We start from the raw sequence: 17,707 nt of genomic DNA, 5'->3' as shown, positions 1-17,707 counted from the left end.
AACTTGGGCAAAGCTATTACTGATGCAACGAAGTATGAGATTGAGGCGGATGGAGTAGTAGTGGCAACAGTAGAAGAGCCAAGCTATAGTCACATAGGACAGTTGCCAGGAACAGCGCATAAGTATCGTATTCGTGCGATGACAGATACCAACACAAGTGCATGGACAGCAATCCTGACGCAGAGCACGATCCCTGCCTCCGTTACAGGATTAACGGTTAGCTCAGCTACGAATGTAGCCATTGCATTAAAATGGACAGCAGTGACGGGAGCCACGGGATATGATCTGGAAATCGATGGAACGGTTGTCCCAGTAACGGGAGTAGCTTATACGAAGAGCGGTCTTGCAGCGAACACAGACCATACTTTCCGTATTCGCTCGAAAAATGCTGCCGGTGTAGGTGCTTGGAGCGAACTTATCAATGCAACGACACTTTTAAATACACCGGTATTAAAAGCAACGTCGGAAGAAACTGCAATCAACTTAACTTGGGCAGCTATTACTGATGCAACGAAGTATGAGATTGAGGCGGATGGAGTAGTAGTTGCTACGGTAGAAGAGCCGAGCTATAGTCACATAGGACAGTCGCCAGGAACAGCGCATAAGTATCGTATTCGTGCGATGACAGATACCAACACAAGTGCATGGACAGCAATCCTGACGCAGAGCACGATCCCTGCCTCCGTTACAGGATTAACGGTTAGCTCAGCTACGAATGTAGCCATTGCATTAAAATGGACAGCAGTAACCGGAGCCACGGGATATGATCTGGAGATTGACGGAACGATTGTCCCAGTAACAGGAGTAGCTTATACGAAGAGCGGTCTTGCAGCCAATACAGATCATACCTTCCGTATTCGCTCGAAAAATGCCGCCGGTGTAGGTGCTTGGAGCGAACTTATCAATGGAACGACACTTCTAAATACACCGGTATTAAAAGCAACGTCGGAAGAAACTGCAATCAACTTAACTTGGGCAGCTATTACTGATGCAACGAAGTATGAGATTGAGGCTGATGGATCGGTAGTGGCAACCGTAGAAGAGCCTAGTTACAGCCATGCAGCATTGCTGCCAGGAACAGCGCATAAGTATCGTATTCGTGCGATGACAGATACCAACACAAGTGCATGGACAGCAATCCTGACGCAGAGCACCATCCCTGCCTCCGTTACAGGATTAACCTTTAGCTCGGCTACGAACGTAGCCATTGCATTGAAATGGACAGCAGTAACCGGAGCCACGGGATATGATCTGGAGATTGACGGAACGATTGTCCCAGTAACAGGAGTAGCTTATACGAAGAGCGGTCTTGCAGCCAATACAGATCATACCTTCCGTATTCGCTCGAAAAATGCCGCTGGTGTAGGGGCTTGGAGTGAACTCATCAATGGAACGACACTTCTAAATACACCGGTATTAAAAGCAACGTCGGAAGAAACTGCAATCAACTTAACTTGGGCAGCTATTACTGATGCAACGAAGTATGAGATTGAGGCGGATGGAGTAGTAGTTGCTACGGTAGAAGAGCCGAGCTATAGTCACATAGGACAGTTGCCAGGAACAGCGCATAAGTATCGTATTCGTGCGATGACAGATACCAACACAAGTGCATGGACAGCAGTGCTGACGCAAAGCACGATCCCTGCTACAGTTAACGGTTTCATGCTAAATACCGCTACATCTGTTGCCATCTCAATGAAATGGAGCCCTGTTACAGGCGCTACCGCTTACGATTTGGAAATTGACGGTGTTGTGATTTCTGTGAGTGGATCTGCTTATACAAAAAGTGGTCTTCTAGCCAATACAGATCATACCTTCCGCATTCGTGCCAAAAATGCTGCCGGCATGGGTAGCTGGAGTGAGATCGTAACTGCTTCGACCCAGTTGAATGTACCCACAACGCTGAAAGGTGTACCTGAAGAAACGGCAGTTACGCTGACATGGAATGAAGTTGCTGGTGCAACTAAATATGAGATTGAGGCAGATGGCATAGTAGTTGCTACGGTGAGTGATCTCATGTATGTACACAATGGAGTATTTGGTGGAACGATTCATAAATATCGTATTCGTGCCCTGACCGACACTAATGTGAGTGCATGGACAGCAATATTGTCCCAAACTACGTTACCTGCCAGTGTCTCAGGCTTGAGTATTAACTCTGCAACCACAGCGGCTATAGCACTGAGATGGAGTGCTGTAACTGGAGCTACCGGTTATGACCTAGAGATTGATGGTACGGTAGTGGCCGTGAGTGGAGTTGCTTATACGAAGAGCGGACTTGCACCAAATACGGAACATACCTTCCGTATTCGTGCCAAAAATGCTTCCGGTGCGGGAGCTTGGAATGAGATTTTAATGGGAACGACTCAATTAACTACAGCTGTGCTGAAAGGAACTTCGGACAGAACGAATGTTATTCTGACGTGGGACGCTGTAGCAGGAGCTTCGTTTTACGAAATTGAAGCTGATGGGCTCATTTTGGCGACGGTCAGTGATGCAACGTTTATTCATTCTGACCTGTTACCGTCCAGTTTGCATAAATATCGCATTCGGGCCTTCAACGATCAGAACACAAGCGTATGGTCTTCTGTACTAAGTATTAGAACATTGAATTAGGAATGTAAAATTTGGGGAGCGGGGTTGCGTATATGTGCATCCTTCTCCCCTCTTTTGTTTTGCAAATAGACTATGGATTCATCAGAGAAAATAAGGTAATGTATAGTTATTATCTATTCGGAAATGGAAGTTTGAGAGGGGCGTTTTAGCGATGAATCTAGGTAACTGTCCTCGCTGTGGTAAATTATATGCGTTGAATTTTCGAGATGTATGCTCGAATTGTATTAAGGAAATGGAACAGGAATATCAGATCTGTGTAGAGTATTTGCGCGAAAACAAAGGCACCAACATACAGGAACTATCTGATGCAACAGAAGTTTCGATCAAAACCATTACCAAGTTCATCCGTGAGGGACGGATTTCCATCGAAAATGCCCCGAATATGATGTATCCTTGTGAAGTATGCGGAACATTGATTCGTGAAGGTCATATGTGTGACTCTTGTCGTAATCGTTTGACGAAAGACTTGGCTGGTGCAGCTCGTGATGTAGGTCAGAAGGATAACGGCAATATAGGCGGACGAACCTACAATGCTCTCGACAAACTACGCGATTCATAGGAACGAGGTCTTAAATACAGATCTTGCTATAACAAATGTTTTGAAACGTACCGATAAACTTATTAAAGATTATCGGTTTTTTTTATTATCCTAATCATTTCGATAACATAAAGATAAAGTAAGAAAAACGCATATCAATGTAAAATTCTAACGTGGAAGGAAGTGTAGTTCATATGAAAATCAATGAACCGAGTAGAATTGGCGCCATCAATTCATATCAAAGGAACGTTGAATCCAATCAGCAGGCTGATGCCAAGAAGAGCCGCCGTAAGGACGAAGTATCCATTTCTCCGGAGGCGATGAAGATGCTTGAGGAACAAAGTCGTACACAGGATGCAGGACGCGTACAACGGATACAAGAACTGAAAGAACAGGTGAGTTCCGGAACGTATCAGGTAGATAGTAGCAAGCTTGCTGACAAGTTGCTACCGTATTTTAAGTCTTTTGATAAGGAATAGGTGATCACGTAATGGCAGCACTGGATAGATTAATTGCAGTTTTGCAGCAAATGGAACAAAGTCACCGCGATATGCTGGCACTCAGCGAGGTCAAGAGACAGGTCATTGTCAAAAACGATGTGGATGAACTCATTGCCGTTCTGAACAAAGAATCCCGGTTCATGAAACAACAGGAGCCTCTGGAAATCGAACGGCAGAGCGCAGTTCACGAACTGCTTCAAGAACGTGGAATTAAGTCCATGTTGAACCTGAACATTACGGAGATTTCCAAACTGATTTTTGATCCGGCTGACAAACAGCGATTGCTCGAAGTCCAGAAGAAGCTAGCGGGAACACTACATGAATTAAAAGAAATTAATCAACTGAATCAAAAGCTGATCGAGCAATCGTTGATGTTTATTGATCTTTCAATGGACATCTTTGCTTCTCGGCCAGAACAGGATGCCACATATCAGCATCCTGCTGATAAGAACGGCAATCCAGGGCGAATCGGTCTGTTTGACACGCGTGCCTGATTAATTAGGGGGAAACCAGGTGACATCTACATTTCATTCAATCGAAACGGCTAAACGCAGTTTGTTCACACAGACGACAGCTCTTAGCACAACAGGCCATAACGTAGCCAATGCCAACACGGAAGGTTACTCACGTCAAAAGGTAAACATGCAGGCATCCATTCCAATGGAGCCGTTTGCATTTTTGCATAGTACAACACCGGGACAACTCGGTACAGGTGTAGAGTTCAACTCCATTACACGTGTGCGTGAGAAATTTCTGGATGACCAGTATCGCAATGAAAGTACCAACTTCGGGAGTTGGTCCATTCAACGAGACACACTTGAGAAACTTGAAGCTATTGTAAACGAACCATCAAACACTGGCTTTCGAACCGTTATGGATAATTTCTATAAATCATGGTCAGATCTGAGTAAGAATCCTGAGGACGTTACGGCACGTCGGATTGTCAAAGAAACAACTCTCGCTCTTACGGATGCGATGAATCAGATTAGCCGCCAATTAGATAATCTTAACAAGGACTTGGATAACAATATCGAAGTGAAAGCTAATGAAATCCAGGGTTATCTGGGTAACATTGCAAACCTCAATAGTGCCATCGTGAAAGTCGAGTCTCTTGGTGATAACGCCAATGATTTGCGCGACCAGCGCGACTTGATGACAGATAAATTGTCCAAGATTATCAATATTAATGTTACAGATTCTCCACAAGGATACCAGATTCAGATGGGTGGAGAGGCACTTGTTACAGGTGGAGCTGCGCAAGTAGTGGTAGATTCAGCTTTTCTGAATGATGCGTATACAGCAGGTACACTTAACAACGGCGAGGTTCACGGGATGATTAAATCCAGAGATACCTTGGTGATTGATTATCAGAAACAAATGGATGACTTAGCTAATACACTAGCTAATGGAGATATTGAAATCACAATTCCAGCCGGCTCTGTTTTACCTGATAACACGATCTTGGATGGTGTTACATATACGGGTACGACGCGTACACTAACTACGGACCTCAAGGTTACGGTGAAAGGTTTGAACGGCCTGCATCAGCTTGGATATAGCATGGATGGAACCAATTCCCCAGGACTTCCTTTCTTTACAGCAGCAGGTGGAGGAACATCAATCACAGCTGGAAATATTTCATTAAATGCTGAGATTCTGGCTGATCCGAACAAAATTGCTACCTCTTTACGGACTACTACGGATGCTTCTGGAACTGAGAGTATAGTGAAAGGAAATAACACTTTGGCCATTCTACTTGCCAATCTCAAAGATACGCCTATGAAGACCGCAGATGGTCTGCGTACCGCAACCATTGGTGCACAATTTAGTGCAATCGTTGGCCAATTGGGTGTCCAATCACAGGAAGCTGCTCGTCAGACATCTAATACTGAGTTTCTTGTACAGCAGGTAGAGACTCGTCGTCAATCTGTAAGCGGCGTATCACTGGATGAAGAGATGGCGAATATGATTAAATTCCAACACGCTTACAGTGCATCGGCTCGTTTTATGACCACATATGATGAACTACTTGATAAATTGATTAATTCTACTGGTACTGTAGGCAGATAATGAGAGAAGGAGTGGCCTAAACAGATGAGAATAACGAATAATATGTTGAGCTCCCAGTTGCTGTTGAACCTGAACCGCAACGCGCAACAAATGAATAATACACAGACACAGATGGCAACTGGCATGAAAATTAACAAGCCTTCAGACGATCCGGTAGGTATTACCTACTCTCTGCGTTACCGTGCAGAACTGGCATCGAATGAACAATACCAGAAGAATGTGGATAGTGCGACATCTTGGCTAGATTTTAACGATACAGTCATGGATCAGGCAGGGAGTATCGTACAGCGTTTGCGTGAGTTGACTGTGCAAGCATCCACCGGAACAAACCCTCAATCTGCCCTTGATAGTGTCAAAGAAGAGGTTAGTCAGTTAAAAGAACAGCTCATTGATGTAGCTAATAGTAAACTAAATGGTAAATATGTATTCAATGGTGAAACCTATGATATCAAACCATATCAATTTACCAAAGATGGGAATGGATCTTCAGATACAACAGATGCTGCTTCTGTCATTACCGATACAGGTAAGATCAATTTCATTGTTGGGGAAGGTGTTCAATTACCGATTAATGTAACGGGTAACGAAGTATTTGGTACCGATACAGAAGAAGACAACCTTTTTGTTGTCATGAATACCATTCTCCAGGCATTAACAGATGGAGATCAGAAGGAATTATCTAATCAACTTGGTACCATTGACAGCAGAATGGATAAAATGCTGGCCATCCGTTCTGAAATTGGAGCCAAAACGAATCGAATTGATTTGATGATGGGACGTTTGGATGATCTGGGTGTGAACCTGACAGATCTTCAGGCAAAGGTTGAGGATGCCGATTATGCAGAGCTAATCATGAAATCTAAAATACAGGAAAACATATATAACGCCTCACTATCAGCAGGTTCGAAGATTATATCACCGTCTCTTGTGGACTTTCTGAGATAAAAGGAGGAGTGGTATGAATACTCTTCCTGTTGTTCAGATTAGAACGACACCATCTCTATTAAGCATAGATGCTGATCTTGGGCAATTCTCATTGCGTCAGCCTAAGGCGGATGTGCAGCTTCACACAAGACCTGCTAAGTTAACAGTTCAAAGTCATGCCCCAGAGCTGAATGTTGATCAATCTAAAGCATTCGCAGCTTATAATGGTGGGAATATGATTGATATGAATGCGCGGATTTATTCTGGTATTCAGCAGATTTTCTTACAAAACATTGCTAATCGTGTTCAACAAGGAGATCAACTGGCAGAGATTCATAGACCAGGTAATACGATTGCTAATATTATTGGTGAGGATTGGCAGGGGACTTCTTTTCCGGAAATGCGAGGACCAGCATCAATTGACAATGTAGAAGTTCGTGTCAATGTTCGTGCGCCAGAACTCCAGTTTACCCCAGCCGTTTCAGAGCTGAATGTTACGGTCAATCGGCCTGAAATTGAGTACCAGCGAGGTAAACTGGACATCTATGTGAAACAATATGCATCAATACAGTATACGCCACCAGCTATTGATGTCGGAATGTAACAACTATAAAGTAGAGCTGTAGACAGTCTTGAAGCAGACATCTACAGCTCTTTTTGCGTAAAATCTTTGTTTGGGAGGCTTCGTTATTATGAAAATTAAGACAAGTATGTGGGGCGAGATCGAAGTGAAAGATGAGGTTATTTATTCCTTTTCCAAGGGTCTTCCTGGATTCGATGATGAGCACAAATTTGCATTAATTCCGTGGGAGGATACTCCCTTTGTATATTTACAATCTCTTCAGGAGCAAGAGCTTTCCTTCCTGCTTGTTAATCCATTCCTCTTCTCTCCTGGATATAGCTTTGAATTACCCGAGGCAGATCGAGATGAACTTGAGATTCGTGACCAGGTTGAAGTGTATTCTATGGTCACGATTCATACACAGGTAAGCCGATCTACGATGAATCTATTGGCTCCAGTTGTGTTGAACCCAGAGAACCGAACAGGTAAGCAAGTTGTACTACATCAATCGGGGTATGAGACGCGCTGTCTGATCTGGCCAGAAGAACAGTTGAATTCCGCTAAAGGAGGTGTGTGAGATGCTCGTATTGTCGCGAAAAAAAGGCGAGTCTATCATCATCCAGGATCAGATCGAGATTACGGTGCTAGCTGTAGAAGGAGATACGGTGAGAATCGGAATCTCTGCACCCAAACATATTGATATCTATCGTCAGGAGATATATGCGTCCATTCAGGAAGCTAACCGGGAGTCAGCTACGCCTCTTGCCGCCAATGTTGAAGCATTTATGGAACGCCTGCGTAACTCGGAATTGAAAAAAGATTAAAAATATTCCATTTTGCTATAAACAGTTGCACACCTCTCGTCGATATATAATTTAGACGCTGCTTCGGCAGGGCGGCCGACCTTAATGTCGCAGCGTTTACCACAAGGATGTGGAACTAACTTATTTTCAGGGAGGAAATTTCTAATGATTATCAACCATAATATCGCGGCGTTGAACACACACCGCCAACTGAGCACTAACACTGCTAACACGAACAAAAACATCGAAAAATTGTCTTCTGGTCTTCGTATCAACCGTGCTGGTGACGATGCTGCTGGTTTGGCAATTTCCGAAAAAATGCGCGGACAAATCCGTGGTTTGGACCAAGCTACTCGTAACGCTCAAGATGGTATCTCTTTGATTCAAACAGCTGAGGGTGCATTGAACGAAACTCACTCCATCCTGCAACGTATGCGTGAACTTTCTGTTCAATCTGCGAATGATACAAACACAGAGCAAGACCGTGGCGAATTGCAAAAAGAAATGAACCAGTTGACTTCCGAGATCAACCGTATTGGTAACACAACTGAGTTCAATACGAAGAAATTGTTGAACGGTGATTTGTCTGATAAATTTGTAACAAAAGCAGCGGTAACTACTCCAGCTACAACAGTTGATGTTAATAAAGCAATTAACCAAACTGTTACAGTTGGTAAAGAGCCAGTAAGCTGGAGTGCAGATTCTTCCCAAGTGGCGTTTGACGTTAAATTTGCCGGAACAGCTGCAAATGGTTTTGATTGGACGAAAGTCGATGCTACAGCTGCTGCGGGTAAAAATGAAATTTCTATCACAAGAGGCGCTGACGGTTTCACGCTCTCGTTTGATGGCGTTGATACTGCTGGTACACCGGCATCTTTGAAAATCGATGCACAAGCATTAGCTTATGATAATGCAACTGATACGTATTCCTTCAATAATGAGGGTATTTCTTTCTCCTTTAAAGGAGCCGATGCTGCAGACTGGGCTGTAGGTGAGAGTGTAAAAATTGACTTGAAAGATGCAAATGCTGGTTCTGGTAATGTAACTACAGCTCCAATCAGCACTATCCCTACTGCACAAGACTGGGCGACAAACAATAGCACAGCAGCAGATGCAGCTACATTGACTAACTTTAAGATTGATGCAACTAGCGATCAGCTTATTGCCGATGTTTCGCAAGTGAAAGTTAACTTTGCTGCAGGTAAACTAACTGTTGACCTTCAAGATAAGGATGGAAACTCTGTTTCTTCCACAGAATTCTCTTGGGATGGAACTGCTGCATTCAACTATGATGCTAATGGCATTAAGTTTGATCTTGATGCAGGGGATGCAACAGCGTTGGATGGCACATTTAAATTGAAAACAGAAACGACTAAAGTGACAACAGAGCCTCAAGTAACTCAGCCTGCTGTAACTGAAGATCGTTCTGCTTCATTCCAAATCGGTGCAAACCAAAACCAATCCCTGTCATTGGGTGTTAACGATATGCGTGCTGCTGCACTGGGAATCACTGGTTCTGGTACAGGTTTCTCTACAGCAGATAACGTAACAAATGGAACTAACAACACAAACGCTGAGAAAGCTCTTGATCTGACTAGCAACACGAATGCAGCTAATGCAATCACAATTGTAGACAAAGCGATTGCTTCTGTGTCCAGCGAGCGTTCCAAATTGGGTGCTGTTCAAAACCGCTTGGAGCACACAATCAACAACTTGGGAACTTCTTCTGAGAACTTGACTGCAGCGGAATCCCGTATCCGTGACGTAGACATGGCGAAAGAAATGATGTCCCAAACGAAAAACAACATCTTGGCTCAAGCAGCTCAAGCAATGTTGGCACAAGCAAACCAACAACCACAAGGCGTTCTGCAATTGCTTCGTTAATTTTAAAATCTTTCTGGAGGAATTGGTTATCCAATTCCTTCGGAATCTTGTACATTTGCAAGTTGAAATAGATATCTTCTACGTGAGGATATCTATTTTTATTTACAAAAGTTAGATAAGGGGTAAGCTACATGACAACTAAAAGCCGAACTATTCTGGTTCCCGAGTATATGCAGGAGTTCGCTTGTATAGGCTCAGCATGTGAAGATTCTTGTTGTGTCGGATGGAGAGTAGATATCGATCAATCTACGTATAAAAAGTATGCCAAATCACGTGATGTTGAATTCAAACCTTTATTTAATAAAAATATTGCAAGACACCGCTCTGAACCCAGTTCTCAAAAATATGCAAAAATTAAAATGGATAGCGAAGGAAGATGTACATTCCTTTCAGAAGAGAACCTTTGCAAGGTTCAACTCAGCTTAGGTGAAGGTTATCTTTCGAACGTTTGTAATACCTATCCAAGAAGTGTTAATAGTGTAGATGGTGTTATAGAAAAATCAACGACATTATCTTGTCCAGAGGCAGCGAGACTTACGTTGTTGAAACCTGAAGGAATTCAGTTTAATGAAATTGAAGAAAGTGAAGATAATAAAGTTTGGATTATGAAGCAAATTATTACTAATAATCCGAATGCAAAAAATAAATTAACGTCATATTTTTGGAATTTGCGAATTTTCACTATTCAGGTCTTGCAAAATCGTGACTACACATTATCTGAAAGATTAATTATTTTAGGTTTGTTTTACCAGAAGATTCAGTCTCAAGTTAACGAAGAAAAATATGAGGCAGTGTTAGATACAATTACATCATATTCAAGAATGTTGGAAGACCCTAGCACGAAAGAGTACTTAATGGATATTCCGGGAAATCATATTGTGCAGATGAAGCTCTGTAAGGAGCTTATGGATTATCGTTTTGGACATGGATTTAAAAGTTCAAGATATATGAAATGTGTTGTGGAGACACTGAATGGTATTGTATACACCGAGGAATCTACAGAGGAAGAGATTGCTCAAAGATACAAGGCAGCAAGTGAAGAACACTATAGTCCTTTTATGAAAGAACATGAGTATATTCTAGAAAATTACCTCGTGAACTATGTTTTTAAAAATTTGTTCCCGTTTGGCCGCAATCGAGTATATGATGATTATGTTATGATGGTCGTTCATTTCTCTATGATTAAACTGCATTTAATTGGTATGTCTGGTTTCCATAAGGGTTTAACTATGGATCTTGTGGTTGAGCTTGTACAATCTTTTGCCAAAACAGTAGAGCACAATGGTACGTACTTAAATAATGTACTTGAGTTGTTGGAAGACAATGACTTCACTTCTATGGGATACATGTCAATTCTGATCAAAAATTAAATATGCCATTCATATAAAGGCCTTGACATTGTCCAGGGTCTTTATACATATTTTTCATAAAGCTCTAATGAGAATCGCGATGATAACCGATATAAAAAGTAAATATGCAGCCGGAGGTAGTGGTAAAGATGAATGTACAGTTCTCATTATCCGCTAATACGTCATCATCTGTCAGTCAACAAGGGGATACAACTTCAGCATCTGAGATGCAACGAGGAGAGTTGAACTCAAATGTAACTAAAGGTTTGAGTTTGAGTCAGTTGGAGAAGCAAGGAGCTCCTTTATCTATTGGTCAAGAACAATTGATTAGAACGATTGAGAATGCAGTGAAATCCCTGCAAGGCCCGCAAACGACTTTGGATATTAGTATTCACGAGAAAACACATGAGATTATGGTCAAAGTACTTAATAGAGATACAGGGGAATTAATCCGTGAGATTCCTCCTGAGAAAACATTGGATTTGGTTGCTAAAATGATGGAGCTTGCCGGAATTTTAGTCGACGAGAAGATATAACATAGATCTGGAGGTGTACAATGGTTACACGCGTTAACGGCTTTTCAGGTATGGATATCGATAGTATGGTCAAAAGCATGATGGCTACCAAAAATTTGCGACTGGATCGATTGAACCAAGATAAACAGATATTGCAATGGCAGCGTGAGAGCTATCGTGAGGTAAGTAGTAAGTTATATGACTTTCGTGCCAATAAATTAACAGATAAATATGGTGCTTCATCGGCACTTAATGCGAATAAATCAGTAGTATCGGGTAATACAACCGCAGTCAAAGCGGAAGCGAGTGCAAGTGCAACAATGGCTGAAATGAAAGTCAGTGTGGAAAAATTGGCAGTGGCAAAGACGCTTGAAACATCAGGTTTAGGCCCTGGGGTTAGCCGTAACACTACCTTAGCTTCTCTGGATGGCGTTGATCTCTCTAACTTGAGTGCTACGGAGAGAGCGGAGTACGATGCGAAGAAATTCGATATTACGATTAATGGTGTGAGCTTCAAAGATAAATTCAAAGGCGCCACGTCGATTGCATCCTTGATCTCGGTCATTAATGCTGATGCGAAAGCTGATGTTGTTGCAAGTTATGATGAAGCTACGGGTAAGCTCTCATTTGCTTCAAAATCAGGTGGAGCCGACGGAAAAGTAGTTATCGAGACTCCGTCAGGTAGTAACTCAATTATTGCTTTGTTCTCTAAGAGAACGAGTATAGAAACAAAAGGAGCAGGAACAACCGTTACAGCAGACAAGAAGCTTGCTGACTTAAAGACATTACTTGATGGTAAGGCACCAGACCCAGGGGCGGCTGCTAAGACGTACAGTTTTAGTATAAATGGTGAGAAATTCGAATTCAAAGATACAGCATCCATTCAGAGTATATTAGATGAGATTAATGGTAATCCAAAGGCAAAGGTAACCGCAAGTTTCGATCAAGGTAAATTGAGCTTTGCCACTAACGGTGGAGATGAAATTAAGCTTGGTGGTAAGTCTTATGAATTTCTAGCTTTATTTAAGGGAGCAGAGCCAGTCAAAGAAAGTGCTACTCCTTTGACATTAGCCAAAGATAAAGATGGACAAGACATGGTAGGTAGAGATGCTATTGTTGAGGTAAATGGTCAAAAGATTAATAATGTTAGAACCAATACCTTTACCATTAATGGTGTACAATTGACAATGCAAGAAGAAACGAAAGTGAACGGGGTTGATAACCCTGTCATCATCAAAAACCAAACTGATCCAGATAAGGCGCTTGAGACCATTAAAGGTTTCATTAATGATTACAACACACTTATTGAATCATTGAACTCGACCATTAGAGAAACCAGATATAATGATTTTAGACCACTCACAGACGAAAATAAAAAAGAAATGAAAGAATCTGAAATTCTGGCATGGACTGAAAAAGCTCAGAGTGGGATGCTGAAGAATAATGATATCATCAAGTCGGTACTGTCAGATATGCGTAGTGTAATCACGGGAGCTCTTGGGCCTCTTAGTGCGATGGGGATTACTACAGGTACGTATTCTGAGAACGGGAAACTAATCATAAAAGACGAAGCTAAGCTCAGAAGTATGATCAGTACCAATCCACAGGCTGTGATTGATGTATTCCAAGGGCCGGTTTCTTCTCCAAACGACGGGTTATTTGATAAATTGTCAGACAAGGCTTCTACTGCAATTCAAAGGATATCTGATCGTTCAGGTACGAACCGTTTTACGACAGATATTACGAGCACGTTTAGTGCAGAAAATCCGATGGGTAGGAAACTGAAGGAATATAATAGCAGAATTGATACGATGCAACGTAATATTACGACTACAGAGAATCGTTATTATAAACAGTTTGCTGCCATGGAAAAAGCAATGACGCAGTTGCAGTCACAGTCGTCCAGTCTTCTATCTCAATTTGGTAATTAATTTTAAAATAAAGGGTGAGACTTTTGATCACTTCTCCATATGATAAATATCGTCAATCCTCTGTCCAAACTTCTAATCCCGCACAGTTAGTCATTATGTTATATGATGGAGCTATTCGTTTTGCGAAGACAGCCATTGCTGCTATGCAACAACAGGATATTGAAAAGGTTAATTTGAATCTGGGAAAAGCTCAGACTATTGTTAGTGAATTAATGAGTACATTGAATCAGGATTATGATGTCTCAAAAAACTTATACTCTTTATATGAATACACGAATTATTTGCTTGTTGAAGCCAACATTCATCGGGATGAAACTAAGGCTGAAGAAGCTGTAGGTTATTTGTCTGAACTTCGTGAAACGTGGATTCAAGCGTCGAAGCTTGTGACAGGTCAGGGAGATCAACCTGTGAATGCACATGGATAGGTCAGAGTGTATTAGTCAACTGCAGATTAAGACTAATGACATTTTAGCTAGATTATATGACTTGGAGTACGAACAACTTGAATCCTTTACTGAAGTACGACAAGAGATTGTGGATCAATTGATTGAACACTTTTCTCAAGAACAGGCAAGTGAACATGAGAAGGCCATCATTAATAGGCTATTGGAAAAAGATCAGGAGATTCTAGCTCGAATGAACATGCTTCGACTGGAAGCACAGGACTGGTTGCATAAGCGAGGACAGGCGAAAGTACAAAGAAACGCGTATGAAGCAGGATATACACCAGATAGTTTTTTGATGGACAGAAAAAAATAAAAATTCACACAAAAACCTTCATTCGCAACATATGACCAATAGAAGCGATTTTATTAGTCGATGATGTGAATGAAGGTTTTTCAAGTGTCCACTTAAAGGGGATAATTCTAGTTTATGGTTTTATACTACCGTAATTGGAATTAAACGAGTAGACTGCTGGAAGAAGTCCTTAGGACCACGTAGGAATTATTGGGTTATCTGATTCCGAAAATGAAGCATAGGGTCTTCGTGGCGCATAGAGTTATCACATGTTGAATCCACGCCAAGCAAGAAACACGAATTTATTTCTTGAATCTCAAATTGAACTTGATGAAAAAGGAATATATAAAAAGGGAGTGCTTAGTGAGAGCAACACGTTAGATCTAATAATCATATCCATAGGTAAACTTTCTTTATTGCAGAGTTCAGAAGTAGCATGATATTGGGTTGGAATTATATCCATATATTGTTCTTATAAGAAACTGTCTCTCGTAAAAAGAAGACAGGGCTTGCTAGAGATGCTATGGGGAGGTTGCGTAGTTATATAGTTTTAGTGGATTAGAACTTGAAATGTATCGTAATGTTGAAGGGAATAGAGTGAAATTCTTAATATTTTCGACATTTTTCGACAATTATAGACAGGTATTGAGATGGAAAACCCTATTATCGATCTGTTATAATTAGGATAATCTTTTTAATATGCATTTAACAAGGGAATAGGTATCTGTGATGCTGACGAGGTATGTGTCTAACCTAAATAGAAATTGGTTAATAACCTATTTAGTAAGTTGATGAGGCATGGCCCCTGTTTCTAAACTTTTCGTGATGTTCCGGTTTTTTACTCATATACATGGTAACAATGGAGTAGCAGGAATGTATTCACGTTCACATTCAATTGTGGAAGAGTGGGAGGGGTCGAGATGTCTCTGACTATGGAGGCGATTATTTTGAATAACGCAATTACAATAAAAAAATGGGTTAATGGAGGTTACTCATTCAGAGGGGTGCAACAAGAGAAAACGGAAATTCAGATGATGGTGCAAAGATTTTCGGATTATTTTCGAATTAAAATTGAGAAATTATTTGGTTACATGCTCAGCCTCAAATTTACAACAGACGAAGGATATCAGGACTGGATAAAAGAGGTCAAGAAAGTGGATAAAGGATTCTCTCAAAGAGGAGTGAAGGTATTCAATGAAATTATTGATGTGTTAGATGAACGAAAGTTGAGTATCAATGATTACAAGTTGCTGAGAGATATATTACAAAACCAAATTGAAATTGCTGAGGAAATACTTGAGCAAGAGTTGAATAGAGAGTCTATAGAAGAAATAATTGCGTATATTAAGGATGCTCCTAACTATATTAAATTTGATCTTCAAGTAGAGAATCTCCCATACCTTGAAAGAAAAAATGAAGTTGTGATTAATGAACATAGTTCGCAACAATTAAGAGATTTTTATAAAATTGCATAATAGGAGTTTGGGTTATGAGTGAATTTAATGAAACGAAATACAGTCAATTTATAGAGTCGTTGCAGCTCAATCAGATTGTTTTTGAAGCGGTTCGATGTGAGAAGAATAAGGAGTTTAATCATAGTAATCCATCTCTTGATGTAGCTTTGGATTACGCAGTAGAAGATGCGCAACAAATCGACTTAAAAGTAGTATTTCCGTTTCAGTTTAAGGTTAAAGCATATGTTAACGAGTCAGATGAAGAACAAAGTTTTAATGAGATTTTATTTAAGGATACACTTTTCAATATTGAACTGGATATGCAATTAGAATACTATTTAAACATTGACGAGGTTGATGCAACAGTGATTAGTGAAGAATATGCAAATGTATTAAGTGTTTTTGCAGAAAGAAATGTTACATTGAATGCTTGGCCGTATGTTAGGGAAATTATTCATGATTTAACGATGAAAATGGGTCTTTCGGCGTTAGTTATCCCACTTAAAAAGATACAATCTTTTTAGGAAAGGTTAGAAAAAGTGGCTCTTACATTTACCGATTACAGAAATCCTAGCACACGTCCTGAGGTTAATGAACTGATATCAATAATTGAACTATCTCCCATTGCATTTGTCCTGATGTCCAGAGTTTTCAATAGTAAAAGAAAAAATCATGAAATCACTCAACCTGAATATATAGAGAAGGTAGATGTTTTGATCGATAAGACCTTCAATTCACCCAGACATGCTATAAGAGATGACTTGAAGGATCGAATGAAAAAAATACTGAAAACAATATATCATATGGATAGCAACATATTTAATAAAATTAAATCAGAAATTCTTGAGGCAGTTGTTTACAGGTACGGCCCCTACACTACGAGTTTGACTAGAAATAAGGTTTTTATGGAACCTACTATTAGAAATGAAGATGAGTTAGTAGGTAATCTAAGCAAGATTGATTCAGTATTTTATATAGATGATAATGATCCGTTGGAGTTTGTTGAGTGTAAAACTAATATTACCACTGTAATTCCTACTAACTTGCCAATGGATAGGCTAAGTTCAAGAGATAAGAAAAAGATTGATTACCTCAAATTAGCCCATGGCTACTTAAGTGAGAATTTTTGTTCTCCAGAGGTATATATGGCTTGTTATAACGTTGATTATAATGATCAATTAGAAAATGCGCATAACAACTTGGGACTAGTGTTCCTCAATTTTCTTAATCCAGAGCAGGTGTATACTTCAATCTGTTCTAAATAATGTTAGTTACACAACATGACGTGCTTACATACTATTTTCTAAGGCAGACTAGAACTGTAACATGTTAGCTCGTTTTAGTCTTTTTCGAGCACTCACACGTTGATTAGCGAAAATTCATCAGACTCTATCAATAATCTACAAAAAATTCCAAGAAAACATTTACTTTACCAATTGACAATGGATAACTTTGGATGGTATTATCTGAATTGTGGGCAGAGGTTAAGGCCGAAAGCTTCACTTCATTTGATGACGAAGGGAATGTTAGTGCATGCAAGGTAAAGTAAAATGGTTCAACGCAGAAAAAGGTTACGGTTTCATTGAGACTGAAGATGGCGGCGACGTATTCGTACATTTCTCCGCAATTCAATCCGAAGGATTCAAAACTTTGGAAGAAGGTCAATCCGTAGAATTCGACATCGTCGAAGGCGCGCGTGGACCGCAAGCAGCTAACGTAATCAAATTATAATCATCCGGACAATCCGACCTACATATATGGTTAGATGGTTACCAAATTGAATTATCGCTAGCATCAGACTCCGGTACTTTCCGGGGTCTTTT

General features: G+C 40.6%; 19 protein-coding genes. All 19 read left to right on the top strand.

Features of this window, described 5'->3' with window-relative positions; all coding sequences use genetic code 11:
• Positions 1-3 precede the first annotated feature (3 nt).
• Positions 4-2,616, top strand: coding sequence for a fibronectin type III domain-containing protein (locus tag NYE45_RS26900; RefSeq protein WP_340014626.1), 2,613 nt, complete (start codon positions 4-6; stop codon positions 2,614-2,616).
• Positions 2,617-2,767: 151 nt separating this feature from the next.
• Positions 2,768-3,175, top strand: coding sequence for a TIGR03826 family flagellar region protein (locus tag NYE45_RS26895; protein WP_340014625.1), 408 nt, complete (start codon positions 2,768-2,770; stop codon positions 3,173-3,175).
• Positions 3,176-3,348: 173 nt separating this feature from the next.
• On the top strand, positions 3,349-3,633 hold the full coding sequence (gene flgM / locus NYE45_RS26890) for a flagellar biosynthesis anti-sigma factor FlgM (protein WP_062836994.1): 285 nt from the start codon (positions 3,349-3,351) through the stop codon (positions 3,631-3,633).
• Between the two features lie 11 nt (positions 3,634-3,644).
• Positions 3,645-4,148 (top strand): flagellar protein FlgN, encoded by a 504-nt coding sequence (locus NYE45_RS26885; protein WP_062836995.1) that lies wholly within the window; start codon positions 3,645-3,647, stop codon positions 4,146-4,148.
• A 19-nt stretch (positions 4,149-4,167) separates the two neighbouring features.
• A complete protein-coding gene (gene flgK / locus NYE45_RS26880; protein WP_340014624.1) occupies positions 4,168-5,724 on the top strand; it encodes a flagellar hook-associated protein FlgK in 1,557 nt (518 codons plus the stop codon).
• Between the two features lie 24 nt (positions 5,725-5,748).
• Positions 5,749-6,669 carry a flagellar hook-associated protein FlgL gene (gene flgL / locus NYE45_RS26875; RefSeq protein WP_340014623.1) on the top strand — a complete coding sequence of 307 codons (921 nt, stop codon included), beginning with the start codon at positions 5,749-5,751 and terminating at the stop codon, positions 6,667-6,669.
• Between the two features lie 13 nt (positions 6,670-6,682).
• Positions 6,683-7,252, top strand: coding sequence for a DUF6470 family protein (locus tag NYE45_RS26870; RefSeq protein ID WP_340014622.1), 570 nt, complete (start codon positions 6,683-6,685; stop codon positions 7,250-7,252).
• An 88-nt stretch (positions 7,253-7,340) separates the two neighbouring features.
• Complete coding sequence (locus tag NYE45_RS26865) at positions 7,341-7,787, top strand: flagellar assembly protein FliW (protein ID WP_340014621.1); 447 nt, start codon at positions 7,341-7,343, stop codon at positions 7,785-7,787.
• 1 nt (position 7,788) lies between these two features.
• Entirely contained in the window at positions 7,789-8,034 is a 246-nt protein-coding gene (gene csrA, locus NYE45_RS26860; protein ID WP_127549079.1) for a carbon storage regulator CsrA, read from the top strand.
• Between the two features lie 144 nt (positions 8,035-8,178).
• Positions 8,179-9,897 carry a flagellin gene (locus NYE45_RS26855; RefSeq protein WP_340014620.1) on the top strand — a complete coding sequence of 573 codons (1,719 nt, stop codon included), beginning with the start codon at positions 8,179-8,181 and terminating at the stop codon, positions 9,895-9,897.
• A gap of 131 nt (positions 9,898-10,028) precedes the next feature.
• Positions 10,029-11,267, top strand: a complete 1,239-nt coding sequence (gene fliB, locus NYE45_RS26850) for a flagellin lysine-N-methylase (protein ID WP_340014619.1) — start codon at positions 10,029-10,031, stop codon at positions 11,265-11,267.
• A 128-nt stretch (positions 11,268-11,395) separates the two neighbouring features.
• Complete coding sequence (locus tag NYE45_RS26845; RefSeq protein WP_340014618.1) at positions 11,396-11,782, top strand: flagellar protein FlaG; 387 nt, start codon at positions 11,396-11,398, stop codon at positions 11,780-11,782.
• A gap of 20 nt (positions 11,783-11,802) precedes the next feature.
• Entirely contained in the window at positions 11,803-13,692 is a 1,890-nt protein-coding gene (gene fliD, locus NYE45_RS26840; RefSeq protein ID WP_340014617.1) for a flagellar filament capping protein FliD, read from the top strand.
• Between the two features lie 23 nt (positions 13,693-13,715).
• A complete protein-coding gene (gene fliS / locus NYE45_RS26835; protein WP_340014616.1) occupies positions 13,716-14,117 on the top strand; it encodes a flagellar export chaperone FliS in 402 nt (133 codons plus the stop codon).
• Entirely contained in the window at positions 14,104-14,451 is a 348-nt protein-coding gene (locus tag NYE45_RS26830; RefSeq protein WP_340014615.1) for a hypothetical protein, read from the top strand. The genes fliS and NYE45_RS26830 overlap by 14 nt, the downstream gene beginning before the upstream one ends.
• 899 nt (positions 14,452-15,350) lie before the next feature.
• Positions 15,351-15,905, top strand: a complete 555-nt coding sequence (locus tag NYE45_RS26825) for a hypothetical protein (RefSeq protein WP_340014614.1) — start codon at positions 15,351-15,353, stop codon at positions 15,903-15,905.
• Positions 15,906-15,919: 14 nt separating this feature from the next.
• The gene (locus NYE45_RS26820; RefSeq protein WP_340014613.1) at positions 15,920-16,408 is read left to right on the top strand and encodes a hypothetical protein; all 489 of its coding nucleotides are present in this window, start codon (positions 15,920-15,922) and stop codon (positions 16,406-16,408) included.
• Between the two features lie 15 nt (positions 16,409-16,423).
• On the top strand, positions 16,424-17,149 hold the full coding sequence (locus NYE45_RS26815) for a hypothetical protein (RefSeq protein ID WP_340014612.1): 726 nt from the start codon (positions 16,424-16,426) through the stop codon (positions 17,147-17,149).
• 268 nt (positions 17,150-17,417) lie between these two features.
• Positions 17,418-17,615 carry a cold shock domain-containing protein gene (locus tag NYE45_RS26810; RefSeq protein ID WP_024631599.1) on the top strand — a complete coding sequence of 66 codons (198 nt, stop codon included), beginning with the start codon at positions 17,418-17,420 and terminating at the stop codon, positions 17,613-17,615.
• Positions 17,616-17,707: the final 92 nt, after the last annotated feature.

The organism is Paenibacillus sp. FSL K6-1318 (genome assembly GCF_037976905.1).
GTDB classification, from domain to species: Bacteria; Bacillota; Bacilli; order Paenibacillales; family Paenibacillaceae; genus Paenibacillus; species Paenibacillus amylolyticus_A.
This window is presented reverse-complemented; position numbering and strand designations above follow the sequence as displayed.